Origin of the sequence: Pseudomonas sp. 478 (assembly GCF_003254125.1) — a bacterium.
Lineage (GTDB): Bacteria > Pseudomonadota > Gammaproteobacteria > Pseudomonadales > Pseudomonadaceae > Aquipseudomonas.
In genome coordinates this window covers 92,143-117,496 of the sequence record NZ_QKZG01000014.1, presented here as the reverse complement: position 1 = coordinate 117,496, position 25,354 = coordinate 92,143, and the positions used below count along the sequence as shown (strand labels likewise).

Here is a 25,354-nt window from a genome sequence, read left to right as displayed (position 1 = left end):
CTACCTCAGCCGTTGGGCCCTACTGTCGCAACAATGGTCACTTGCTTGTTGTCAGGAATTTCCTGGTAAGCCAACACATGCAAACCCGGGACTGCCAATCGGCCGAATCGCGACAGCATCGCGCGAACCGGACCGGCTACCAGCAGAATCACCGGTTGACCTTGCATTTCCTGACGCTGCGCCGCATCGATCAACGAGCGTTGCAGTTTCTCAGCCATGCTTGGCTCCAGCAGAACGCCCTCTTCCGAGCCTTGTCCTGCCTTCTGAAGACTATTGAGCAATATTTGTTCCAACCTTGGCTCCAGGGTGATCACTGGCAGCTCGGAGTCAGTCCCTACAATGCTTTGGACGATTGCGCGGGATACACCGACGCGCACCGCGGCCACCAGCGCGGCAGTATCTTGACTCTTGCTGGCATTGTTGGCGATGGCCTCGGCAATGCTGCGAATGTCCCGTACTGGCACCTGTTCGGCCAACAACGCCTGCAATACTTTGAGCAGCTGGGACAGCGACACCACGCCCGGCACCAGCTCTTCGGCCAGTTTTGGCGAGCTTTTGGCCAGCAATTGCATGAGTTGCTGCACTTCTTCGTGACCGATCAACTCGCTCGAGTGCTTGTACAAAATCTGGTTCAAGTGGGTTGCCACTACCGTACTAGCATCGACCACGGTGTAACCGAGGGATTGAGCCTGGGCACGCTGGCTGATTTCGATCCAGACCGCCTCCAGACCGAAAGCCGGATCTTTGGCGGTAATGCCGTTGAGCGTGCCGTAGACCTGCCCCGGATTGATTGCCAGTTCGCGGTCCGGGTAAATCTCCGCTTCAGCCAGGATCACCCCCATCAGGGTCAGGCGGTAGGCGCTCGGCGCCAGGTCGAGGTTGTCACGGATATGCACCGTCGGCATCAGGAAGCCCAGATCCTGGGACAGCTTCTTGCGCACACCCTTGATCCGCGCCAGCAACTGACCACCCTGATTGCGGTCCACCAGCGGAATCAGCCGATAGCCGACTTCCAGGCCGATCATGTCGATCGGCGTCACGTCATCCCAGCCAAGCTCCTTGGTTTCCTGAGCGCGAGCCGGCGATGGCAGCAGCTCCTGCTGACGCTTGACCTCTTGCAAGGCCTGAACCTTGACCACGTTCTGCTTCTTCCAGAACAGGTACGCACCGCCCGCCGCCAGGGCTGCCATGCTGAGAAAGGAAAAGTGCGGCATGCCCGGCACGAGGCCCATCACCGCCATCAAACCCGCCGCCACGGCCAACGCTTTGGGCGAGGCGAACATCTGGCGATTGATCTGCTTGCCCATGTCTTCCGAACCGGAAGCACGGGTCACCATGATCGCTGCAGCTGTCGATAAAAGCAGTGATGGCAATTGCGCCACCAAACCGTCACCGATGGTCAACAAGGCGTACACCCGACCGGCATCGCCGAAGGACATGCCGTGCTGGAAGATACCGACCGCCATGCCGCCGATCAGGTTGATGAACAGAATCAGCAGGCCGGCAATGGCGTCACCACGAACGAACTTGCTGGCACCGTCCATGGAACCGTAGAACTCGGCTTCCTGGGCCACTTCCATCCGGCGCAGTTTGGCCTGGTTCTGGTCGATCAGGCCAGCGTTCAAGTCGGCGTCGATGGCCATTTGTTTACCGGGCATCGCATCGAGGGTGAAACGGGCGCTCACCTCGGAAATCCGCCCGGCACCTTTGGTCACCACGACGAAGTTGATGATCATCAAAATTGCGAAGACGACGATACCGACCACGTAGTTACCGCCGATCACCACCTCGCCGAAGGCCTGGATCACCTTACCCGCGGCGGCATGACCGTCCTGACCGTGGAGCATCACCACCCGCGTGGAGGCCACGTTCAGCGCCAGTCGCAACAGGGTCGCCACCAGCAGAATGGTCGGGAACACCGCAAAGTCCAGCGGCCGCAACGCGTAAACACAGACCAGCAACACGACAATCGACAACGCGATGTTGAAGGTGAAGAACACGTCCAGCAGGAACGGCGGCACCGGCAACATCATCATCGCCAGCATGACCAGCAGCAACAACGGCACACCCAGATTGCCTCGACTCAGGTCGGCAACGTTTGTGCGTGCAGTGTTGAATAACTGAGAGCGATCCACCGGTTTTCCCCGTTCCTTTAAAGCAGACTTTTTGACGCCTGAAGCGGGCGCAGAGCGGCTACTGCAAGAAGCCTTCCAACTTTTGCCGAGGCGGGGGAATAGAGGGGGGTATTGAGCGTTTGTAGCAGCTGTCGAGCCTGCTACAAAGGCAACGGACTGCAAACAGGGATCAACGTGCCGTCAGAATCTGCTCTTTGTGGATCGGGCCGAGATGAAGCGTCTTGCCGACCATGTACCGCGTACCTCTAAGCATTTGAAGACCTTCCACCTCTACAAAATCCTCCTCTGCATAACCGAGCACCACGACGGATAAAGGCGCCTTCGAAGCAACAGAAAAGTCGTGCCCTTGCATGAGGTTAAGCGCCCATTGAAAGCGAATGACCGGCAAGTCTTCGACGTTGATCTCGTCCCCATTCCCCCAACGAAAATCCTTGCGTGCGACCACCTGCAAACGACCATCGGTCACATTGAATCGGGGCTTGTGATAACACGCCTCCAGCCCTCCACTTGACCACTTGTCCATGTAATTACCCGAGGAAGCGAAGACATCGAACAACGCACTGTTATCACCAATTTTGCCAGCCGCATCGAAGAAGTAGTTGTATGCATAGTGGTAGCCGAGCCCGTCCAGCTCGGGACGAATCGCATTGATAGGGTTATCCAGATAACCCGGGATATAGGCATTGGCCATTTGCACAAAATGCGTAAAGTCCAGCGCCATGTCGAACGTAGCCGAGTAACTGATCGTGCGTTCGAGCCGATCCTCCTCCAGGACTCCCGAAACAAATTCCAACGCCATTCCTTGAAGCTTCCTGTATTCAAGTTCTGCCATGACCGTAACCTCAAATGCCTGAATGAACGCCCCTCCATAGCGATCAACCACTCATTGAACGACCATGGCAAGAACATCGAAGGGGAGAATCCCCAAGGCCATGACATCGTTTAAGAGGAAGCGTGTCTACTGTCAGAACTAACAGGTACACAGCGTTTTCGGACAGACGGCGGTTCTCAAGAATCGCGCCGCAAATCCGGTGGAATCGGCAGGTCGTCCTTGAGCGGATCAGGGCGTTTACCCTTGCCGGCGCGGTGCTGGCGGATCTGGTAGACGTAAGCGAGCACCTGGGCGACGGCAAGGTAGAGCCCGCCAGGGATTTCCTGATCAAGTTCGGTGGAGTAGTAGATCGAACGCGCCAGTGCCGGCGACTCAAGCAGCAGCACTTCGTTGGCCACTGCGATTTCACGGATCTTCAAGGCCAGGAAGTCGCTGCCCTTGGCGATCAGCATCGGCGCCCCGCCCTTGTCCGGATCGTACTTGAGCGCTACGGCGTAGTGGGTCGGGTTGGTGATGACCACATCGGCGTCGGGTATCGCCGCCATCATCCGGCGCTGGGACATTTCGCGCTGCAGCTGGCGAATTCGTTGCTTGACCTCCGGGCGCCCTTCCTGATCCTTATGCTCGTCGCGCACTTCCTGCTTGGTCATCAGCAATTTTTTGTGGCTCTGGTAAAGCTGCACCGGGACATCCACCGCGGCAATCAGAATCAGCCCACAAGCCATCCACAACGTACTCCAGCCCACCAACTGAACGCTATGGATGATCGCCTGCTCCAGCGGTTCATGGGCAATGCGTAACAGATCATCAATGTCCGAGCGCAGAACGGACAATGCAACGAATAAAATCAGCAGGAATTTGGCCAGCGCCTTGAGCAGTTCGATCAGAGCACTGCTGGAGAACATCCGTTTTAGACCCGCCGCCGGGTTCATCCGGCTGAATTTTGGGGCCAGGCTACTACCGGCGAACAACCAGCCACCCAAGGAGACAGGTCCCAGGAATGCCGCCAGCAGCAGCGTCAGCAATATCGGCTGCACCGCCAGAATCGCGATCTTGCCGGAATGCAGCAGGTACTGCCCCATCGCCCCCGGAGTGAGCAACACTTCCCGCGGCAGCGAAAAGTTCAGACGCATGATTTCCAGCAGATCCTGGGCCAGCCCGCCGCCGTAGATCAACAACCCGCCAGCGCCGGCCAGCATGGTTGCCAAGGTATTGAGTTCTTTGGATCGGGCAATCTCGCCCTTTTCCCTGGAGTCCTTTTTGCGCTTATCCGTGGGGTCTTCTGTTTTATCCTGACCACTCTCGCTCTCGGCCATGGCTAGCGCGCCTGTGCCATATCACGTAATAGCTGCAGGGCCTCGGTGGCCAAGGGCTGATACTGATTGAGAATGTCGCCGAGACCGACCCAGAAGATCACCAGACCCAGAACCAGGGTCAGCGGAAAACCGATGGAAAAGATGTTCAATTGCGGCGCCGCCCGCGTCATCACCCCGAAAGCGATGTTAACCACCAACAACGCCGTAATCGCGGGCAAAACCAGCAGCATTGCCGCACCCAGCACCCACCCCAGCTTGTTGGCCATTTCCCAGAAGTGGTTGATCAACATCGCGCTGCCGACCGGCAAGGTGGTGAAGCTTTCCGTCAACACCTCGAACACCACCAGATGCCCATTCATGCCGAGAAACAACAGGGTAACGAGCATCGTCAGGAACTGACCGATCACCGCTGCCGACACGCCGTTGGTAGGGTCGACCATAGACGCGAAGCCCATCCCCATCTGAATCGAAATGATCTGTCCGGCGACGACAAACGCTTGAAAAAACAGCTGAAGGGAGAGACCCATCAATGCGCCGATAATCACCTGTTCAGCGATCAGCAGGAGCGCACTCAGGTCCAGCGCATGAACCTGTGGCATCGGTGGCAGGCCGGGCACGACGACCACTGTGATTGCCAGGGCGAAATACAAACGTACGCGGGTCGGCACCAGGGTCGTGCCAAAGATCGGCATGGTCATCAGTACCGCGCCGATGCGAAACAGCGGCAGTATGAAGGAAGCTACCCACGTGCTGATCTGGGTATCGGTCAGCTGAAGCAGCGACATGGTTTAGCCGATGACCTGAGGAATGCTGCCGTACAACTGCACGATGTATTCCATGAAAGTCTGAACCAGCCACGGACCGGCGACGATCAGCGTCACCAGCATTACCAGCAGGCGCGGCAGGAAGCTCAGGGTCTGTTCGTTGATCTGGGTCGCGGCCTGGAACATCGCCACCAACAGGCCCACGAGCAAACTCGGAATCACCAGCACGGCAACCATCATGGTGGTCAGCCACAGTGCTTCCCGGAAGATGTCTACCGCTACTTCTGGCGTCATGGCGATACACCGCCGAAGCTGCTCGCCAGCGTACCGATGATCAACGCCCAGCCATCCACCAGCACGAAGAGCATGATCTTGAACGGCAGGGAAATGATCAGTGGCGAGAGCATCATCATACCCATCGCCATCAGGACACTGGCCACGACCAGGTCGATGATCAGGAACGGAATGAAGATCATGAAACCGATCTGGAACGCGGTTTTCAGCTCGGATGTGACGAACGCCGGCACCAGAATCGTCAGCGGCGCCTGATCGGGCGATGCGATATCAGTGCGTTTGGACAAGCGCATGAACAACTCCAGATCGCTACTGCGGGTCTGGGCGAGCATGAAATCCTTGATCGGCACCTGCGCCTTGGCCACGGCGTCTTGAGCGGTGAGTTTCTCCGCCAGATACGGCTGCAAGGCATCCTGGTTAACACGGTCGAATACCGGCGCCATGATGAACATAGTCAGAAACAGCGCCATACCCGTAAGTATCTGGTTAGACGGTGTCTGCTGCAGGCCCAGGGCCTGACGCAGGATCGAGAAGACGATGATGATCCGGGTGAAACTGGTCATCAGCATGACGAACGCCGGGATAAAACTCAGCGCAGTCATGATCAGCAGGATTTGCAGGCTGACCGAGTATTCCTGGGCGCCGTTGGCGTTGGTGCCCAGGGTGATTGCCGGGATCGATAACGGATCGGCGGAGAACGCCAGCGGCGCGGCCAGCATCAGGGCCAGCGTCAAGACGATGCGTAACGCACCCATTACTTCTTATCCTTCTGATCCTTGCCCAACAGCTCCATCAGGCGCTGGGCAAACTCGGGGGTCGCTTTTTCAGTACCGCTCGGCACTTGCACCGGCTCCTTGAGTACATGCAACGCGGTGATGGTGCCGGGGCTCAGGCCGAGCAGGATCTGCTCGTTGCCGACTTGCACCAACATCAACCGGTCGCGAGGGCCCAGCGCGCGGGAGCCGATCAGTTCGATGACCTGCCCCTTGCCGGCGGGCCCGGCCTGCTGGACTCGACGCAGCAACCAGGCGAGGAAAAAGATCAACCCCAGCACCAGCAGCAAACCGAGCACCAACTGCGTCAATTGCCCAGCCACGCCGCTGCTGACCGCGGGGGCAGCGGCCGCAGTAGCGGTCGCTACCGGCTCGGCAGCCAGAACGCTGAACGGCAACGCCAGCACAAACCCCAGAACCTTTTTCACTCAGCGCAACTTCTTGATGCGTTCGCTTGGGCTGATCACGTCAGTCAGGCGGATACCGAACTTCTCGTTGACCACCACTACTTCACCGTGAGCGATGAGCGTGCCGTTGACCAGCACGTCCAGCGGTTCACCGGCCAGACGATCGAGCTCGATCACCGAACCCTGGTTAAGCTGCAGCAGGTTGCGGATGTTGATGTCAGTGCTGCCGACTTCCATGGAAATCGACACCGGGATATCGAGAATCACGTCCAGGTTCGGACCGTCGAGGGTGACCGGTTCGTGGTTTTTCGGCACGCTGCCGAACTCTTCCATCGGCAGACGGTTGGACGGCGAACTGGCGGCGTCGGCGGCCAGCAAGGCGTCGATATCGTCCTGCCCGGCATCACCGGTTTCTTCCAGGGCCGCAGCCCACTCATCGGCCAGCGCCTGGTCGTCCTGGGTGTTCATATCGTTAGCCATCAATTTGTCCTCGGCGGGCATCCCTTCAATCAGGAGCCGTCAGTTAAAAGCACAGGGGGTTTGGAGCGCCGGTCAGCGGCGCTCGATCGGCTCGATCACTTGCAACGCGAGGTTGCCTTTGTGCGACCCCATCTTGACCTTGAACGCAGGCACGCCGTTGGCGCGCATGATCATTTCGTCCGGCATCTCGACCGGGATAATGTCCCCCGGCTGCATGTGCAGAATGTCCCGCAGGCGCAACTGGCGACGGGCAACCGTGGCACCGATCGGTACGTCAACGTCCAGCACGTCCTGGCGCAAGGCGTTGACCCAGCGTTCGTCCTGATCGTCGAGGTCCGACTGGAAGCCGGCGTCGAGCATTTCGCGTACAGGTTCGATCATCGAGTAGGGCATGGTCACGTGCAGGTCGCCGCCACCGCCATCGAGTTCGATGTGGAACGTCGACACCACAATCGCTTCGCTCGGGCCGACGATGTTGGCCATGGCCGGGTTCACTTCCGAGTTGATGTACTCGAAGTTCACTTCCATGATCGCCTGCCAGGCTTCTTTCAAATCGACGAAGGCCTGCTCCAGCACCATGCGCACTACACGCAATTCGGTGGGGGTGAATTCACGCCCTTCGATCTTCGCGTGACGGCCGTCGCCACCGAAGAAGTTGTCCACCAGCTTGAACACCAGTTTGGCGTCGAGGATGAACAACGCGGTGCCGCGCAACGGTTTGATCTTGACCAGGTTGAGGCTGGTCGGCACGTACAGCGAGTGCACGTATTCGCCGAACTTCATTACTTGCACGCCACCGACGGCAACGTCCGCCGAGCGGCGCAGCATGTTGAACATGCTGATGCGGGTGTAACGGGCGAAACGTTCGTTGATCATTTCCAGGGTCGGCATGCGTCCACGGACGATGCGATCCTGACTGGTCAGGTCGTAGCTTTTGACACTGCCGGGTTCAGCAGCGGTATCGGTCTGTACCAGACCATCGTCGACGCCATGCAACAGCGCATCGATCTCATCCTGGGACAGCAGGTCCTGCACGGCCATGTCGTGTTCCTACTGCAGTACGAAATTAGTGAAAAGCAACTGTTCGATGACCACTTTGCCGAGTTCTTTCTGCGCCACTTCCTGGACGCTGGCCGTGGCTTTCTGACGCAACATTTCCTGCCCGACCGGCGATGCCAGGGTGGCGAAGTCCTGCCCGGAGAACAGCATGACCAGGTTGTTGCGGATGACAGGCATGTGGACTTTGAGCGCGTCCAGATCGGCCTGATTGCGTCCCTGCATGGTGATGCTCACCTGCATGTAGCGCTGACGGCCGTTCTGGTTGTAGTTGGCCACGAAGGCTGGCGCCATGGGCTCGAAAATCGCTGGCTGCTTGCCGACCGGGGCGGTTTCAGCCGCGGCGGCAGGCTTGCTCTGGGCGCTGTGCATGAAGAACCAGGTTGCTCCCACGGACAAACCGATCGCCAGCAGCAGGGCCACCACGATCACAATGATCAGCTTGAGTTTGCCTTTGGTTGCGGGGTCTTTTACTGCTGCTTCGCTCTTCGCCATGCCAATAATCCGTCACTATTCGGGTTTTCACAGTCGCACGGCAAGGCAAGAGCAAGTGTTATGCCAGAAGTGTCTGGGAGACAGGGGAGACGGCGGATGACGCCCCACACAAAACCCAGTGGGAGCGGGCTTGCTCGCGAAGGCGGTGTGTCAGACAACAGAAATGTTGAATGTCCAACCGTATTCGCGAGCAAGCCCGCTCCCACAGGGATTGGTGTTGGGCTTTATCAGGCGTAGTAGTCGACGGCGCTGGAGCCAATGACGCTGGTGGTGCTGGCCGCTACTTCGGCAGCTGTTGGTGGCACCTCTTCGTCCATGGAATCGAGACGACCACCGCTGGCGCTGGTGCGCCCCCCCTGACTTTGACCCTGTTGAGCCTGCTCCTGCCCTTGGCCCTGCCAGCCACGCGATTGATCGGACACATTGACATCGACCTGGCCCATGCCCTGCTGCGCAAACATGTCACGCAATCGATGCATCTGCCCGTCCAGCGCTTCGCGAACACTTGGATGAGCACTCATGAACGTCACTTGGGTCTGCTGATCCGGAACCATGTTCACCCGAATGTCCAGGCGCCCCAGTTCGGCCGGTTGCAACTGGATGTCGGCGGCCTTGAGATTGGCACTGGACAGGTACATGACCCGGTTCACCACTTCTTCGGTCCAGCCGCTCTGATGCATGGCGATCGGTTGATTCACCGGCAACGCGTTGGCGGTTTTCGGCGTGGCCGCCTGGGTCAGTGCCGCCAGACGGTTGGCGAAATCGTCGACCCGGGTATCGCTACTCGCGGACTTCAGGTCCTTGAGACCGTCATCGATAAGACCACTGAAGGCCTTGTCGCCGCCCTGGCCGGTGCTGTCCTTGTCGGCTTGGACATCGAGCATGCTCGCCATGCCGGCGGCGAAGGTCTGCGCCGAGGTTGACTCGCCGTCGGCCTGTGCCTGGGCCGAGGTCGGCGCCGCTTTGGGCTGGGCCTGACTCGCAGCCGAAATATGGCCGCCCTGCTCCATGGCCATACGCACGACCGGCAATGCATCGAGAGGATCAGCTTCGGGATCGAAATCGGTGTCAGTGCTTGCAACGACCGGAGTCGTTGCCGCCGTCACAGCCACCTCGACCGGCGGTTGCGGGGTGACTACAACGGGCGGAGCGGCCGGTACCGGCGCTGGCACCGCAGGTTGTACTGCCTGCATCAACGCAGGATCCAGCGTCGGATCAACGGGCGCGGCATCGGCAACCGGCGTCTGCGCAGTATCCGACCCGTCATCACTGGCGGCCTCGTCGTCAGCCTGCGCCGGTTTATCGGCGGGCAAGGATTTGCCGCTATCGGCAACCGCAGGCTCCGCGGCGGCAGACTCGTCGTTGCTGACGTCCTTTTTATCGGGGCTGTCCGGCGCTTTATCGCGTATCGGCCTGGCCGATCCATCATCCACCGCAGAGGGTTTGTTCCGGGCTTGATTGGCGTAGACCTGAGCGAAGCTGGATGCCTTGTCCCCAGGCTCAGCGGCCAGCGCCGGTGTATTGGCGCAAGCGACTTGAGTCTTGGCCTGCGCGGCGGCCTGAAGAAGCATATTGGGGGTAACGGGCATGGAACGGTCTCCGCTGCACTGGGATCGTAGGTACAGTTGACTGAGATTAGTGCAAAGGTCGAGCCAGACTTGAGTGACAGGCGCTAAAAGCGCCGGACGGCCTCATTGGCAGAGAGGGAACGCTGACGCTCGGCCTCATAGAGCGGCCGGACGAACGCAAATTCGTCATCAATTTCGTCCACCAGTTTTTCAATGCCGGCGAGGCTTTTTTGCTTGGCGCGCTCCTCCAGCTCATGGCACAACTCAGCCAGGCGAATGGCGCCCATGTTGCTGCTGCTGCCCTTGAAGCTATGGGCAGCATTCATGAGCTGCGCGGCATCTTCAGCCTTTCGCAAGATGCGTAAACGCTCTTCGGAATCGGCGAGAAAGGTATCCAGCAACATCGGATACTCATCTTCCATGACCTCTTGCAACGCGTTCAACACGTCGCGGTCCAGGTGTGTGTCAGCCACTTGCTCACTCCTTGATCAAGAATGCGTGGATTATGCCAGAGCCTCCCAGAAAAACTCCACGCGGGCACTTCGACCATCGTCAGACCAACTCGCATTGCGGCCCAGCTGACGGATCAGACTGAGGCCACGTCCCGACAGACGGACACCATCAACGGGCTGCTCCATCACCCGCGCGACATCGAAACCCTTGCCACTGTCTTCAACCCGAACAATCAGGCACCCGCCCTCGCCCTTGGGTGTCACCTGCAAATGCACCCGCACGAAGCCGTCCTGCAACGCGTCCAGGCGGGTATTGCGCTGTTGATAATAGCGGGTAAAACCCGAGGCATCGCGCTTGAGCGCCGAATCCAGCCCCAGCACCCCATGCTCCAGGGCATTGGAATACAGTTCGGCCAAAACACTGTAGAGCGCCCCGCTCTGAGCCCGCAGACCGTGGACCTCAAGCAGCAATTGAAGAAGATACGGCAGCGGATTGAAGCGTTTGAGCGTGGCGGCGCGAAATTCGAAACTCACTGACCAGTCCAGCGGGCAGGACTGACCACTGTCGGAATACACCGGCGCCGGCGGGCTCAGTTGTGCGGCCTCCAGTAGACTGACCTCGACCATGCTCACGTCATCACGGGCCTCGCCGCGAAAATCCCGCAACGCCTGCTCGATCTCTTCGAACAGCTCATCAGGCTGACGATTGGCCGCAAACACCTGCTGCAATCGCTCCACACCAAACAACTGTTCGTTGGCATCGCAGGTATCAATCACCCCGTCGGACAACAGAAAGACCCGATCCCCGACCGCCATCGGAAACACCTCGGTGCGGTCAACAAAGGATTGCGGGCTCAGCACGCCGAGCGGTAAATGCCGAGCCGTCAGTGGCGTTCGCTCACCGCTGGCGATGCTGTGCAGGTAACCGTCCGGCATTCCGCCGTTCCAGACCTCCACCGAGCGTCGCTGAAAACTCAGGCACAGCATCGTTGCACAACAGAACATGTCCACCGGCAGGATGCGCTTGAGCTTGGCGTTCATCTCACGCAGGGTTTCGGACAGGCCGTAACCCTTGGCGGTCATGCCATAGAACACTTCGGCCAAGGGCATGGCACCGACCGCGGCCGGCAAACCGTGACCGGTAAAATCACCGAGCAGCACATGCATGTCGCCGGCGGGGGTGAACGCGGCCAGCAGCAGATCGCCGTTGAACAACGCATAGGGCGATTGCAGGTAGCGAATATTGGGTGCACTCAAGCAGCCGGAGTGGGCCACCTTGTCGAACACCGCCTTGGCCACGCGCTGCTCGTTGAGCAGGTACTCGTGGTGCTTGGCGATCTGGTCGCGCTGTTGCAACACCGTGGCCTGCAATCGTCGCAAGCGGTCCATCGCCTTGATCTTGGCGCCGAGGATCACCTGGTTGTAGGGCTTTGCCAGAAAGTCGTCGCCCCCGGCCTCCAGACAGCGGGCCAGCGCTTCGCTTTCGGTCAGCGAGGTGAGGAAGATGATCGGCACCAGGGTTTCCCCTGCCAATACCTTGATCTGCCGCGCAGCCTCAAAACCGTCCATCACCGGCATCATCGCGTCCATGAGCACCAGTTGCGGTCGTTGCTGGCGAAACGCTTTAACCGCTTCGGCACCGTTGGCAGCGGTCAGCACCTCATGCCCCTGGCGACGAACGATGGTCGACAGCAGCATGCGATCGGCCGCACTGTCTTCGGCGATCAGGATCGTCAGCGGTTCGAACAAGGCCTGCATGGCGGTCACGCCACGTCGAAGATTTGTTCGAAGTTGGAGATGGCGAGAATCTTGCGCACATCTGCGTTAGCGTTGGTCAACGTGATCTCGGCATTCTCGCCGCCCGCGTGATCACGCAATAGCAGCAGCATGCCGAGCGCTGAGCTGTCGAGGTAGGTGGCATCTTTCAGATCCACTTCGAAGGACTCGGGTTTTGGCGAAAGATTTTCGTAGGATTCACGAAATTCCTGATGCTTGGCGAAATCGAAACGTCCCTTGACCGATATCGTCAGCTTTTGCCCATCTTGGGAGACTTCTGTAACAACTGGCATTTAACGGCTTCCTTGTCATTGGTGAACGTACGTGTACAAGGTTTAGCACTTGGCGAGGGCAGGAGCAAGGCGGGAAACGGTTGAACCCTGCCTGATCAATACGGATCCTGACGCGGCAACCGCTGGGACAACTCATCCAGCAGCTTTTGCTCACGCCGGTCTTCCAGCCGCCGCGCCTCATCCCTGTAGCGCAACACCAGTTTGCGCAAGCCTTCGACCCGGGCAAACGCCTGCTGCCAGGACTCCCGCGCCTTGTTCAAGTTGTTTTGATGCCATACCAGGCTTTGTCGCTGCTGGTCGATGGCGGTCCCCAGTTGCGCAAGAAAACCTTGATAACCCAGCAGCCATTGGCCCGACACGCCACTGCTGCCGCGCACGATCCACTGCTCCTGGTAATCGAGACGAAAGGCTTCGAGGTCAGCGAGTTTACTTTCCGCCAGACGGACTTGCCCCTGAAAGTGTCCCAGACGCAGGACCGCGGTTTTCTCGGCCTTTTCGGCCATTTCGACCACGGGGGCCAGGCGCGAGGCTCGGCTCTGGGCCATGGCCGGTTAGCCGCCGGCCGCGGGAGCGAAAATCGTGCCGAGATAGGCTTCGCTTTCGCCCAGGCCGATGCTGTCGTTAAGGCCCTGGCGCAGGTATTTCACCAACTGCGGTTGCAGGGAGATCGCCAGGTCGGTTTCCCGATCACCACCGGCGACGTAGGCACCGACGCTGATCAAGTCTCGACTCTGTTGATAACGCGACCACAGTTGCTTGAAATACTGGGCGCGCATCATGTGTTCCGGCGTAACCACCGACGGCATGACCCGGCTGATGGACGCTTCGATATCGATGGCCGGGTAATGACCTTCCTCGGCCAGGCGCCGGGACAGCACGATGTGCCCGTCGAGCACGCCTCGCGCGGCGTCGGCAATCGGGTCCTGCTGGTCATCGCCTTCGGACAGTACGGTGTAGAACGCGGTGATCGAACCGCCGCCCTTCTCGGCATTACCGGCCCGCTCCACCAGTTTCGGCAGTTTGGCGAACACCGATGGCGGATAGCCCTTGGTCGCTGGCGGCTCGCCGATGGCCAGGGCGATTTCCCGCTGGGCCTGGGCAAAACGGGTCAGGGAGTCCATCAGCAACAGGACATTCTTGCCCTTGTCGCGGAAATACTCGGCGATTCGCGTGCAGTACATCGCCGCGCGCAGACGCATCAGAGGCGCATCGTCCGCCGGGGACGCCACCACGACCGAACGCTTGAGGCCTTCTTCACCGAGGATGTGCTCGATGAATTCTTTAACTTCACGACCCCGCTCACCGATCAGCCCGACGACGATGATGTCGGCCTCGGTGAAGCGGGTCATCATGCCCAACAGCACACTCTTGCCCACGCCAGTACCGGCGAACAGGCCCAGACGCTGACCGCGACCGACCGTCAACAAACCGTTGATGCTGCGAATGCCCACGTCCAGCGGCTCGCTGATCGGTTCGCGCTTGAGCGGGTTGATGGTCGGGCCGTCCATCGGCACCCAGTCTTCGGCCTTCATCCCGCCCTTGCCGTCCAGCGCGCGACCGGCGCCATCGAGCACCCGCCCGAGCATGCTCATGCCCATCGGCAGACGGCCGGTATCGGCCAGAGGAACCACACGAGCACCGGGAGCGATGCCGGCAACACTGCCGACCGGCATCAGAAACACCTTGCTGCCGGAGAAGCCCATGACTTCGGCTTCGACCTGCACCGGGTGATAACTGTCGTCGTTGATGACCATGCAGCGGCTGCCCATGGCGGCGCGCAAGCCCTCGGCCTCGAGGGTCAGGCCGACCATGCGCAACAAGCGGCCTTCAAGGATCGGCGCGCCTGCAAGCTCCGTGGCCTCGGCGTAACTGCCGAGGCGCTTGGCGAAGCTGGTGCGATCAAGGCGCATCGGGAACATCCGGTTCAGGTTCGACCGGCACGACCGCTGGCTTGTCGCTGATCGGCAGCTCCAGGCTCAGATCCGGCTCGGCCGGATGCAAGACCTGTTCGTGCAACTGATCGAAGAGCTTGTCCATGACCCGCGCAACGCGGGTTTCGACCGTGGCATCGATGCGACTGTGTTCAGTTTCGACCCGGCAACCGCCGGGCAACAATGCCTCGTCCTCGACGATGCGCCAGGTTTCTTCATGGCGCTCGCGCAGGGCTTTGACCTGTTCGAAATCTTGCGGATTGATGTACAGCCGCACATTGCCCACGCCCAGCGGCAAGAGCTTGAGGGCCTCGCGCATCACGTGTTCGATTTGCGTCGAGTCGATGGCCAGTTCGCGCTGAATCACCTGCTTGGTGATGTGCTGCACCAGGTCGACCAGGGACTTTTCGATCAGGGTGTCCTGCTCGGCGATAGGCTCGAACAAATGCCCCATCAGTTGCTCCAGAGCGGCAATCTTGGCGGCCAGAGCCACCTCGGCTTCCTGACGGACCTTGAGCGTAGTGCTGTGAAAACCTTCTTTTTCGCCCGTGGCGAAGCCTTCGTTGTAGGCCTCCTGGCGAATGCTTTCGAGTTCTTCGAGGGTCAGTGGCTGGACTTCATCCAGTGGCACTTCTTCCATTTCCGGCGGCTCGGGCTCAGGTTCCGGCTCGGGTTCCGGCACGAACGGATCGAAACTGGGCAGCGACCAGACGTCGAAACCATCGACGTCCTTGCCGCGGATCAGGTCGGTGTTGGACTCATCATGTTTGGACGACATAGTGACCTTAGATCATCTCTTCGCCGCCCTTCCCGCCGAGAACGATTTCTCCGGCTTCGGCCATACGGCGGGCAATGGTGAGGATTTCTTTCTGCGCGGTTTCCACGTCGCTGACGCGCACCGGGCCTTTGGCCTCGAGGTCGTCGCGCAACAGTTCGGCCGCCCGTTTGGACATGTTCTTGAAAATCTTTTCTTTGACGCCTTCGTCCGAACCCTTGAGGGCCAGCACCAGCACGTCGGAGGACACTTCACGCAGCAACGCTTGAATACCGCGATCGTCGACATCGGACAGGTTGTTGAACACAAACATGAGGTCTTCGATCTGACCGGACAGGTCTTCGTCGACTTCGCGAATCGAGTCCATCAGCTGACCTTCGATCGAGCTGTCGAGGAAGTTCATGATATCCGCCGCGCGCTTGATGCCACCCAAGGTGGTGCGCGAAGCATTCGAGTTGCCGGAGAACTGCTTCTCGAGAATCTGGTTGAGTTCTTTCAGGGCCGCTGGCTGCACGGTATTCAGCGAGGAGACCCGCAGAATGATGTCCAGGCGCACCTTGTGGTCGAAGTTGCCGAGCACTTCGCCGGCCTGGTCCGGATCAAGATATGCCACCACGATCGCCTGGATCTGCGGGTGCTCGTAACGGATCACGTCGGCGACGGCACGCGGTTCCATCCACTTCAGGCTGTCGAGGCCACTGGTGTTGCCGCCCAGCAGGATGCGGTCGATCAGGCCGTTGGCCTTGTCTTCGCCCAGGGCCTGGGTGAGCATTTTGCGCACGTAGTCATCAGAGCCGACGCCGAGGCTGGTCTGGTCGCCGACGATGTCGACGAACTCGCTCATCACCTGCTCGACCTGCTCGCGGTGCACGTTACCCATCTGGGCCATGGCCACACCCACCCGCTGGACCTCTTTAGGCCCCATGTGGCGCAGCACTTGGGCGGCGTCGGTCGAACCCAGGGACAGCAGCAGAATCGCGGCTTTGTCGACCTTGGACAGTTTGGCGGCAACGGCTCGGTTATCACTCATCTGCGTTAATCCACTCTTTCACGACCTGGGCCACACGACCCGGATCTTCTGCCACCAGACTCTTGATTGCGTTCAACTGTGCGTCATAGCCTTCGCTCGGGCTCGGCAGCAGAATGCTGGTCGGGCCACCGAGACTGACGCGGTCGTTGGCCAGTTCGCCGTCCAGGCCGCCCATGCCCCCCAACTCGACGTCGCTACCGATGCCTAGATGTTTGTCTTTGCCGCCGCCGGTGATGTTGTTGAGCACCGGACGCAGCACACCGAACACCAGCACCAGGATGAACAAGACACCCAGCACTTGCTTGACGATGTCCCAGAACCAAGGCTGGGAGTAGAACGGAATTTCGGCAATCACTTCACCGCGCTCGGCGGAGAACGGCATGTTGATCACGCTGACGCTGTCGCCACGGCTGGCGTCGAACCCGACGGCGTCCTGTACCAGGCGAGTGAAGCGCGCCAATTCATCGGCGGTCCACGGTGCACGGGTGGTTTCACCGTTGGCCGCGTTGATCTTGACCTGGTCATCCACCACCACCGACACCGAGAGGCGATTCAAACGGCCCTGCTGTTGTTTGGTGTGGCTGATGGAACGGTCGAGTTCGAAGTTCTTGGTGGACTGTTGACGCTTGTCCGCCGGGTACGGTGCAAGCATCGGCTGGCCGGTGGCCGGGTCCATGATTTGCTGACCGTTGGCATCCAGCAGTGGCTGGCCTGGCTGCACCATGCCGGCCGATGCGGTAGCGCCACCGGTGGTTTGCGGTGCGGAGGCAGGCGACGGCGGCTGGTTGCTCAGGGCACCCGGCACACCTTGTGGGCCATTGCTGGCGGTGCGTTGTTCGTTGACCGACTGCTCGCTGCGCAACGCCGGTTGGTCCGGGTTGAACTGCTCGGAGGTCGACTCGACAGCGCTGAAATCCACATCGGCCGAGACTTCGGCTTTATAGCGATCGTTGCCCAGTACTGGTTGCAGAATGTTGTGCACGCGCTGAGTCAGCATGCTTTCCATGCGACGGCTGTAATCGAATTGTTTGCCGGCCATGGTCAGCTCGGAATTTTCCGCCTGATCCGACAGCAGGTTGCCCTTCTGGTCGACAACAGTGATCTGGGATTTGCTGAGTTCGGGAACGCTGGTAGCCACCAGGTTGATGATCGCCAGCACCTGACCCGGCTCCAGCGAGCGACCGGCGTACAGTTCCACCAGAATCGAAGCGCTCGGCTTGCGCTCATCGCGCACGAACACCGAACTTTTCGGAATCGCCAGGTGCACGCGAGCACCCTTGACGTTGTTCAGGCTGGAGATGGTGCGAGCCAGTTCGCCTTCGAGACCGCGACGATAACGGGTCGCTTCCATGAACTGGCTGGTACCCAGGCCCTGGTCCTTGTCGAGGATTTCAAAACCGATGTTGCCATCGCTGGGAGTGACACCAGCGCCCGCGAGTTTGATTCGCGCACGGGACAGGTCATCGGCCTTGACCAGCAAGGCACCGGAGTTCGGTTCAACGGTATAGGGAATGTCGGCTGCGGCCAGGGTATCCATGACCTGTTTGGCGTCCATACCGGCAAGGCTGCCATACAGAGGCCGGTAGTCCGGCTGCTGGGACCACAACACCACGGCAAAGCCAATCGCCACGCTCGCAGCCAGGCCGACCAACAGGCCCACCTGACGCAACATGGTCATCTCGGAGAGGTTTTCCAGGAAGGACAACCCGAACAGCGGCGGCTTGCCGTCTATTGGAGTGGCCTTGGCCGGAACATTATCGGCGACTGCTTCTGCCATGACTCAATCTCGTCCTTAAACCGGCATCTGCATGATGTCTTGGTATGCCTGAACCAGCTTGTTGCGTACTTGGGTCAACGCTTGAAAAGACACGCTGGCCTTCTGCGAGGAAATCATCACGTCCGTCAGGTCGACGCCGCTCTTGCCGATCTCGAAGGCACTGGCCAACTGATTGGACGCCTGTTGGGTGTCGTTCACTTTATTGACGGCCTGACCGAGCATGTCGGAAAAGCTGCTGCCACCCATTTCAGGAACAGCGGCAGTCGATTTCGACGCAGACATGGCATCCATTTGCATGGAACGCATGTCCAACATCAATCGATTAAATTCAATACCTTGGCTCATGGTCTACTCTCTCTGGCGACCCGCAATTTTTTGACACTCACTCGGCGGGTAGTGAGGTGTTAGCAACAAGGGTGCCAGCTCCGTGGCCGCTCTAAACAAAAGCCGTCCCGGGCTTTGCATGGCTAACGAATCAGGTGGCGAACAAATAAGCTTCCACGTCCATTCCGGCATCACGCATCTGCGCCAGCTTGTAACGCAGGGTACGCGGGCTGATGCCCAAGCGCTCGGCGGCCTCTTTGCGACGGCCGCGTTCGGAGCGCAAGGTGTCGATGATCATCTGGAACTCACGGCGACGCAGGTCATCACCCAGCGCTCCGGCTGACTCGGATTCGACCTCCACGGTTCGCACGGACGCTGGCGCCAAGGCTGGCAACGGCGCACAGGCGACGGGCCCGGCCAGACAGAAATCCTCAGGCTGTATCAATCCGCCCTGCTGCAGGATCAGCGCCCGCTGAATCGCGTTATCCAGCTCCCGCACATTACCCGGCCACGGATAACCGATCAGGCACGCCTGAGCCTCGGGCGACAGCCTTGCCGCGGCATGCTTCATTTTATTGACGTACTTGGCCAGAAGACGCTCGGCCAATGGCAGGATGTCGGCGGTACGTTCGCGCAACGGACGCCAGGCCAGCGGAAACACCGACAGGCGATAGTAAAGGTCTTCCCGAAAACGCCCCGCCGCCACTTCAGCGGCCAGGTCACGGTTGGTGGTCGCCACGACTCGAATATCCAGCGTGATCGGCTTGCGAGCGCCGACTCGCTCGACTTCGCGCTCCTGCAATACCCGCAGTAACTTGGCCTGAAGGCCCAGGGGCATTTCGGAGATTTCATCGAGCAGGATCGTGCCGCCATCGGCTTGCTCGAACTTGCCGGCCTGCGCTGCGATGGCGCCGGTGAACGAACCCTTTTCGTGACCGAACAAGGTGGCTTCGAGCATGTTGTCCGGGATCGCTGCACAGTTGATCGCAATGAACGGCTGACTGGCGCGGTGAGAGTGCTGATGGATGTAACGCGCCAGCACTTCCTTGCCGGTCCCGGACTCACCGGAAATCAACACCGTGGAATCACTGCGCGCCACCCGTGCGGCCAACTCCAGCAATTGCGCACTGGCCGGCTCGAACGCTACAGGCCCCTCGCCCTCGGTCGCACCGAGACTGCCCAGCGCATGTCGCGCCACCAGATCGAGCAAGGCTTTGGGCTCGAATGGCTTGACCAGGTAATCCGCTGCGCCCTGACGCATCGCATCGACCGCCCGCTCGACAGCACCGTGAGCGGTCATCAGCAACACCGGCAGCTGCGGCTGACGAGTGCGCAGCAATCCGAGCAGTTGATGGCCGTCCATGCCTGGCATGTTGACGTCACTCAGCACCAGGTTGAACGCCTCGGCACCGACCGCCCCCAGCGCTTCTTCGGCCGAGCCTACGGCTTTGAAATCGTGGCCGGCGAGCAACAGCGTATCGGCCAGTGCTTCGCGTAGCGCGCGGTCATCCTCGACCAGTAAAACCTTGATTGCCATGTCCTTCACTCCGCGCCTTGAGCGCTGGGCTTTTCACCCGAAAAAAGTGGCAGGATCACCTGCGCACACGTGCCGCGACCAAGCCGCGAGCGCAGCTGCAATTCTCCTTGATGAGCACGCGTCACTGCCTTGACCACGGTCAGGCCGAGGCCGGTTCCGGTGGTTTTAGTGGTAAAGAAGGGTTCACCCAGACGCGCCAGTACTTTCGTATCGATGCCACTACCGCTGTCGCTGACCGCTACATGCAGGTTGTTGTCACGGGTATAGAAATGGACTTTCAAACGCACATCGCCGGCGCTGGCCTGAATGGCGTTCTCGATCAGGTTCAGGATCGCCCCGACCAGCGTGTCGCGATTGCACAACAACTCGCCCGAATGACTGTCGCACTGCCAACGAATCGGCAGATCCTGCACATGGGTCAGTGCTGCCGCCTGCAGCGACTGCATCAGCACTTTGGGCGTGACGCGATCGGTCAGCGGCAGCTCGCCGCGCGCAAACACCAGCATGTCGCGAACCTGATGTTCCAACTCATGCAGACGCTCTTTCAGGCGCCCGGCAAAACGTTGCTGGGTCTCGACCGGCAACGCTTGCTCAGTCAAATGACTGGCGTAGAGCAAGGCGGCGGACAAGGGGGTACGAATCTGATGAGCAAGCGAAGCGACCATTCGGCCGAGGGATGACAGACGCTCGTGGCGGGCCAACTGATCTTGCAGATGACGGGTTTCAGTCAGGTCGTTGAGCAACACCAACTGACCGGGTTCGGCATCCAGCGAGCGCGTTGAGATCGACAAGCGCCGACCGTCCTTGAGCGAGATTTCGTGACCGTCGTCTTCACGGGGCGCAAAGCAGCGGGCAATGACATGACGCCACAGCTCGCCTTCGAGGGGCAGACCGAGCAGTTCGCAGGCAGCGGGGTTGGCTTCGCACACGATGCCTTGGGCGTCGATGACGATGACGCCGCCGGGCAACAGATCGAGGAGGTTTTGCAGCCGGTTGGCCAGGCGTTCTTTTTCCGCCAGCTCCTGCATGCGCTGAGCACTGACCACCGCCAGCTCACCCTTGAGCTCGGTGACCCGGGCTTCGAGCATGCTGTAGGAATCGGTCAATTGGCTCGACATCTGGCTGAACAGTGCAAACGCCTGCTCGAGGCCAAGCCGGCTCGCCTGCTCTACGGACGACGGTTGCCCCGAAGCGTCAGGGACAGGAGACATCTGGGCGGCTTGGGGCATCGTGCTCTCTCGCTTGGCTGACCGTCAGTTAAACGGAACGTTGCGAGGGATGTAGCAATACCCGTGCCTAAAAAAAAACGCCTACAAATGAAGGACTTGAAAAACAGGCGTCAATCATCTGCCTGTTCATCACCGTCACGACGGCTCATACCGTACTTGCGCATCTTTTCCACCAGCGTGGTGCGACGAATACGCAGCCGCTCTGCCGCGCGCGCCACGATGCCATTGGCATCATCCAGCGCCTGCTGAATCAGCCCTTGTTCCAGACCACCGAGGTAGTCCTTCAGGTCCAGACCTTCCGGTGGCAACATGGCGCCGGCAGAGAAGTCCGGAGTATGACCGTTGATGGCCACGCGCTCTTCAAGATCGCTGCGAAAGCTGTCGACCAGTTGCTCATCTTCGTCGTCGACGTAACGGAATTTCTTCGGCAGCTCGACCACGCCGATCACCCCGTACGGATGCATGATCGCCATGCGCTCCACCAGGTTGGCGAGTTCGCGGACGTTGCCCGGCCAGCCGTGGCGACACAGCGACATGATCGCTGCGGAATTGAAACGGATCGACCCACGCTTCTCGTGCTCCATGCGCGAGATCAACTCGTTCATCAGCAGCGGAATGTCTTCGACACGCTCGCGCAGTGGCGCCATTTCGATCGGGAACACGTTCAGGCGGTAGTACAAGTCTTCGCGGAAGGTACCGACCTCGATCATGCTTTCGAGATTCTTGTGGGTTGCCGCGATGATCCGCACGTCGACGCTCTGGGTCTTGTTGCTGCCCACGCGCTCGAAGGTGCGTTCCTGCAATACGCGCAGCAACTTGACCTGCATCGGCAACGGCATGTCACCGATTTCATCGAGGAACAGCGTGCCGCCATTGGCCAGTTCGAAACGCCCGGCGCGGCTGGTGATTGCCCCGGTGAAGGCGCCCTTCTCGTGGCCAAACAGTTCGCTTTCCAGCAACTCGGCCGGGATCGCGCCGCAGTTGACCGGTACGAACGGCGCGTCACGACGCTTGGAGTGATAGTGCAGGTTGCGCGCGACCACTTCCTTGCCGGTCCCGGACTCACCGAGGATCAGCACACTGGCGTCGGTGTCGGCGACTTGCTGCATCATCTGACGGACGTGTTGAATCGCCCGGCTGGTGCCGACAAGGCTGCGGAAAAGATTGGGCTCACGGTGACGGCCGCGCTCGCGGGCCTGGTCGTACATCTCGCGATAGACCTGGGCACGGTGCAGGGAGTCGAGCAGTTTGCTGTAGCTGGGTGGCATTTCGAGGGTCGAAAGCACTCGGCGACGCTGGTCTTCAGGCAAGTCAACGGAAGAATTATCGCCCATTAACAAAACCGGAAGGAACTCATCCCAGGTCGAGAGTGTCTTTAACAAGCCCACGAGTGCGCCAGGAGCATTGACCGTCCCGATGAGGACACAGATTACTTCACGACTTGATGACAATGAGCCGACAGCCTGCTGCCAGTCATGGCTACCGCAGGGTAAATTTTCTTCGCCAAGAAAATTTAAAATCACCGCCAAGTCGCGGCGGCGGACGCTATCGTCATCAATCAGCAGAATTTTGGTTTCACGCCACATGCAATAGCAACTTCCCTAGTCAACTCAATGCCCAAAATGATGGGGCAAGCTAGACGCTTGCAGACACGTTATGCCTGTAGACGCCTGAAATCTGGAATCAGCCACTAGTTAAGTCAAAAAACCGTGCACAGTCAAATTTATGGCGCACTATGTTTGGATTAACCGGGGATTTTAACCAAACAGATGGTAAACCTTTGCCGCGCTCTGTGCTTGGTGGATCTGCGACATCTCATCAACTATCGCTTGCCGCTCCCCAGTAGCCGCCTCAAGAAGCTGTTTATACACCCCCAGCAACTCCTCAAGATTGTCGCGTAACGCGGCCTCGTCCACCGAAGCTTCACTCAAGACGTCTTCCATGCAGGAACGGCAAGCCAGGTCCAACTCACCAATGGCTTCCCAGTTACGCTCAGCCAAAGCACCGACCAGGCCTTCACGGGTTTGTTCGATTCGCTGCAATACAAGACTCATGGTGATCTCCTTAAAACTGCGGACCCGGCGCGGCAATAGCATCCCAGCCGTCTTTGACGGTGCGAAGCAAATCAGCGACTTCGTCGAGAATCTTTGGATCGGTTTTGACGTTGGCTTCCGTCAGGCGCTTCATCATGTAGGAGTACAGCTTGTCCAACTCACCTACGGACTCGACAGAATTCTCCAGGTCCAGACCTTCACGCAAGCCGCCAATGATGCCGATCGCCTTGCCGATGAAAATGCCTTTATTGGGGATATCCTTGCGCTCCATGGCCCCCCTGGCCTGAGCGATGCGGTCCAGACCGCCTTCCATAAGCATTTGCACCAGGCGATGGGGACTGGCTTCGGAAGTCTGGGCCTGAGCACCAATCTTCTGGTACTGCCGAAGGGCTAACATCGGGTTCATGCTGTACCTCATCAAAACTCTGTGATTCGTATAACCAGTGTATCGACACGGCGTCAAAATTCTTTAGACCCAACAAAAAAAAGCCCGACAAGCGGAATCCGCTGCCGGGCTTTTGGCGTTTATGCACTATGAGGCGTTTTTCTGCGCGTTCATCGCCTCGAACATCGAGGTGATGTTGCTGGCAGTGGCCTTGAGTTTGCCCACCAGAGAATCCATGTCGTTGTACTTCTTGGTCAGCACGGCCGTCAGCGTCTCGATACGGCGATCCAGAGCTAGCTGCTGGTTGGCCAGATTCGACTTGGCCTTGGCCAGGTTGGTCGAGCGGGCATCGAGGATACCCTCACTGCCAGTGACCGTGTATGGGGTAATTGCATCGTTCATGCGCGTCAACAGGCCTTTGGCGGCATCGCCAGTCGCCGTCGGATCACCCAGGAACAGCTTCTGAACCTCACCACCGAGCTTCTGGGTGTCCATCGCAGTCGTGAACTTGGCGCTATCGAAATCCAGCGCACCGGTTTTCTGATTGGTGGTGATACCCAATTGCGACAGAACAGTAAGTTTGTCACCCGCACCGGTAGTGACCAACGGCGAACGAATCGATGCCAGAATGCCGCGCGCCAACGGGTCACCGGTCAGTGCAGCAGGAATGGTCGGTTTGCCGTCGTCATCCAGGGAAGGCTTGGTCAGCGCATTAACACTGGTCACAACCTGGTTATAAGCATCAACGAAAGCTTGAATGGATTTTTTCAGACCATCACTGTTCGGGCCGACCGTTACCGTCGTGGTTGCATCACCACCGGCGACCAGATTCAGGGTCAAGCCGGAAATGGCCGCGTCAACCTTATTGCTTTTGCTGGTCAGCGCGAGCCCATCCACGGTGAACTTGGCGTCCACCGCGAATTCGCCGATGGCACCCGCCGAAGTAGCTGTCGGTGTTGCACCCATTTGCTGGCCGGCATTGATCTCCAGACCCGCGATACCGCTGAGGGTGATATCGGAACCGGCACCGGTCACCGTGGACCCCATCACCAGACGCGAGCCAAACGAGTCGGTCACGATGTTGGCACTGAAGCCGTTGGCGCCCTGCTGGGTGTTAATCGCATCGCGAACCGACTGTAACGTCGCGCCTGCCGGAATGGTTACAGAACTGGAAACGCCGTTTTGCGTGATATTGAGCGTGCCGCTCGCAATGGCACTGCTGGTACCGCCAGCAAAGGCTGCGGTAGCTACTTTGGACGAGGTCGCAAGATTAGAGACCTTGATCACGTAAGTGCCGTTGACGGCCGTGTTGCTGGCTACAGCGGTCAATACTTTCGCGTCAGCAGAGGTGGCGTTGTAACCCAGGAATTGCGGAGTTTGCGTATTGCCCAGATTCTTGATTGCAGTCTGGAAGTTCGCCAGGACACTTTTGAGGCTACCGATACCGGAAATCTGCGCGGTGTTGGTGGTCGTCTGACGGTCGATCTGGTTCTGCTTGGCTGCTTTGTCGGCATTGACCAAGGCTTTGACAATAGCACCGGTATCAAGGCCAGAGCCTAAACCCGTGCCCGGTAGAATTGGACTTGCCATGCATATCTCCCTTCAGTGTGTCGCCGGTCTTTTGACCACTACAACGTCCAAAAGAACATAGCAACAATATTCATGCCAGCT

The 25,354-nt window shown here is 59.3% G+C and carries 26 protein-coding genes; all 26 read right to left on the bottom strand.

All coding sequences use genetic code 11. The features are described 5' to 3' along the window. Positions 1-5: 5 nt before the first annotated feature. Positions 6-2,135 (bottom strand): flagellar biosynthesis protein FlhA, encoded by a 2,130-nt coding sequence (gene flhA, locus DFS28_RS25045; RefSeq protein WP_111451886.1) that lies wholly within the window; start codon positions 2,133-2,135, stop codon positions 6-8. 169 nt (positions 2,136-2,304) lie between these two features. Continuing rightward, on the bottom strand, positions 2,305-2,967 hold the full coding sequence (locus tag DFS28_RS25040; RefSeq protein ID WP_111451885.1) for a hypothetical protein: 663 nt from the start codon (positions 2,965-2,967) through the stop codon (positions 2,305-2,307). A gap of 176 nt (positions 2,968-3,143) precedes the next feature. Then, positions 3,144-4,283 (bottom strand): flagellar biosynthesis protein FlhB, encoded by a 1,140-nt coding sequence (gene flhB, locus DFS28_RS25035; protein ID WP_111451884.1) that lies wholly within the window; start codon positions 4,281-4,283, stop codon positions 3,144-3,146. A 2-nt stretch (positions 4,284-4,285) separates the two neighbouring features. After that, positions 4,286-5,068 carry a flagellar biosynthetic protein FliR gene (fliR, locus tag DFS28_RS25030; RefSeq protein WP_008151086.1) on the bottom strand — a complete coding sequence of 261 codons (783 nt, stop codon included), beginning with the start codon at positions 5,066-5,068 and terminating at the stop codon, positions 4,286-4,288. Positions 5,069-5,071: 3 nt separating this feature from the next. Beyond that, positions 5,072-5,341 carry a flagellar biosynthesis protein FliQ gene (gene fliQ, locus DFS28_RS25025; protein ID WP_111451883.1) on the bottom strand — a complete coding sequence of 90 codons (270 nt, stop codon included), beginning with the start codon at positions 5,339-5,341 and terminating at the stop codon, positions 5,072-5,074. Next, positions 5,338-6,096, bottom strand: coding sequence for a flagellar type III secretion system pore protein FliP (fliP, locus tag DFS28_RS25020; RefSeq protein WP_008151084.1), 759 nt, complete (start codon positions 6,094-6,096; stop codon positions 5,338-5,340). The genes fliQ and fliP overlap by 4 nt, the downstream gene beginning before the upstream one ends. After that, on the bottom strand, positions 6,096-6,542 hold the full coding sequence (fliO, locus tag DFS28_RS25015) for a flagellar biosynthetic protein FliO (protein ID WP_111451882.1): 447 nt from the start codon (positions 6,540-6,542) through the stop codon (positions 6,096-6,098). The genes fliP and fliO overlap by 1 nt, the downstream gene beginning before the upstream one ends. Beyond that, a complete protein-coding gene (gene fliN, locus DFS28_RS25010; protein ID WP_111451927.1) occupies positions 6,543-7,001 on the bottom strand; it encodes a flagellar motor switch protein FliN in 459 nt (152 codons plus the stop codon). 72 nt (positions 7,002-7,073) lie between these two features. Continuing rightward, complete coding sequence (gene fliM / locus DFS28_RS25005) at positions 7,074-8,042, bottom strand: flagellar motor switch protein FliM (protein WP_008151077.1); 969 nt, start codon at positions 8,040-8,042, stop codon at positions 7,074-7,076. Positions 8,043-8,051: 9 nt separating this feature from the next. Further along, positions 8,052-8,552: a flagellar basal body-associated protein FliL gene (gene fliL / locus DFS28_RS25000; protein WP_111451881.1), complete on the bottom strand. Its 501-nt coding sequence runs from the start codon at positions 8,550-8,552 to the stop codon at positions 8,052-8,054. A gap of 227 nt (positions 8,553-8,779) precedes the next feature. Continuing rightward, positions 8,780-10,141 carry a flagellar hook-length control protein FliK gene (locus tag DFS28_RS24990; protein ID WP_111451880.1) on the bottom strand — a complete coding sequence of 454 codons (1,362 nt, stop codon included), beginning with the start codon at positions 10,139-10,141 and terminating at the stop codon, positions 8,780-8,782. Between the two features lie 83 nt (positions 10,142-10,224). Next, a complete protein-coding gene (locus DFS28_RS24985; protein WP_111451879.1) occupies positions 10,225-10,593 on the bottom strand; it encodes an Hpt domain-containing protein in 369 nt (122 codons plus the stop codon). A 30-nt stretch (positions 10,594-10,623) separates the two neighbouring features. Next, the gene (locus DFS28_RS24980; protein ID WP_111451878.1) at positions 10,624-12,330 is read right to left on the bottom strand and encodes a fused response regulator/phosphatase; all 1,707 of its coding nucleotides are present in this window, start codon (positions 12,328-12,330) and stop codon (positions 10,624-10,626) included. A 5-nt stretch (positions 12,331-12,335) separates the two neighbouring features. After that, entirely contained in the window at positions 12,336-12,641 is a 306-nt protein-coding gene (locus DFS28_RS24975; protein WP_111451877.1) for an STAS domain-containing protein, read from the bottom strand. Between the two features lie 95 nt (positions 12,642-12,736). After that, the gene (fliJ, locus tag DFS28_RS24970; protein ID WP_056742083.1) at positions 12,737-13,186 is read right to left on the bottom strand and encodes a flagellar export protein FliJ; all 450 of its coding nucleotides are present in this window, start codon (positions 13,184-13,186) and stop codon (positions 12,737-12,739) included. 6 nt (positions 13,187-13,192) lie between these two features. Next, positions 13,193-14,551 (bottom strand): flagellar protein export ATPase FliI, encoded by a 1,359-nt coding sequence (fliI, locus tag DFS28_RS24965; protein ID WP_008151063.1) that lies wholly within the window; start codon positions 14,549-14,551, stop codon positions 13,193-13,195. Continuing rightward, positions 14,541-15,350 carry a flagellar assembly protein FliH gene (fliH, locus tag DFS28_RS24960; RefSeq protein ID WP_111451876.1) on the bottom strand — a complete coding sequence of 270 codons (810 nt, stop codon included), beginning with the start codon at positions 15,348-15,350 and terminating at the stop codon, positions 14,541-14,543. The genes fliI and fliH overlap by 11 nt, the downstream gene beginning before the upstream one ends. A 7-nt stretch (positions 15,351-15,357) precedes the next feature. After that, entirely contained in the window at positions 15,358-16,377 is a 1,020-nt protein-coding gene (fliG, locus tag DFS28_RS24955; RefSeq protein ID WP_007948903.1) for a flagellar motor switch protein FliG, read from the bottom strand. Further along, entirely contained in the window at positions 16,370-18,154 is a 1,785-nt protein-coding gene (gene fliF / locus DFS28_RS24950) for a flagellar basal-body MS-ring/collar protein FliF (RefSeq protein WP_111451875.1), read from the bottom strand. Before fliF ends, fliG begins: the two co-directional genes overlap by 8 nt. A gap of 15 nt (positions 18,155-18,169) precedes the next feature. Then, entirely contained in the window at positions 18,170-18,499 is a 330-nt protein-coding gene (gene fliE, locus DFS28_RS24945) for a flagellar hook-basal body complex protein FliE (protein WP_111451874.1), read from the bottom strand. Positions 18,500-18,629: 130 nt separating this feature from the next. Beyond that, positions 18,630-20,015, bottom strand: a complete 1,386-nt coding sequence (gene fleR, locus DFS28_RS24940) for a sigma-54-dependent response regulator transcription factor FleR (RefSeq protein WP_111451873.1) — start codon at positions 20,013-20,015, stop codon at positions 18,630-18,632. 5 nt (positions 20,016-20,020) lie between these two features. Next, a complete protein-coding gene (locus DFS28_RS24935; protein WP_165934019.1) occupies positions 20,021-21,226 on the bottom strand; it encodes a PAS domain-containing sensor histidine kinase in 1,206 nt (401 codons plus the stop codon). Between the two features lie 128 nt (positions 21,227-21,354). Then, positions 21,355-22,830: a sigma-54 dependent transcriptional regulator gene (locus DFS28_RS24930; protein WP_076030164.1), complete on the bottom strand. Its 1,476-nt coding sequence runs from the start codon at positions 22,828-22,830 to the stop codon at positions 21,355-21,357. Between the two features lie 171 nt (positions 22,831-23,001). Next, positions 23,002-23,298 (bottom strand): hypothetical protein, encoded by a 297-nt coding sequence (locus tag DFS28_RS24925; protein WP_008151048.1) that lies wholly within the window; start codon positions 23,296-23,298, stop codon positions 23,002-23,004. A gap of 10 nt (positions 23,299-23,308) precedes the next feature. Then, positions 23,309-23,704 (bottom strand): flagellar export chaperone FliS, encoded by a 396-nt coding sequence (gene fliS / locus DFS28_RS24920; protein WP_074874536.1) that lies wholly within the window; start codon positions 23,702-23,704, stop codon positions 23,309-23,311. Between the two features lie 126 nt (positions 23,705-23,830). Further along, positions 23,831-25,273, bottom strand: a complete 1,443-nt coding sequence (fliD, locus tag DFS28_RS24915) for a flagellar filament capping protein FliD (RefSeq protein ID WP_074874533.1) — start codon at positions 25,271-25,273, stop codon at positions 23,831-23,833. Positions 25,274-25,354 lie beyond the last annotated feature (81 nt).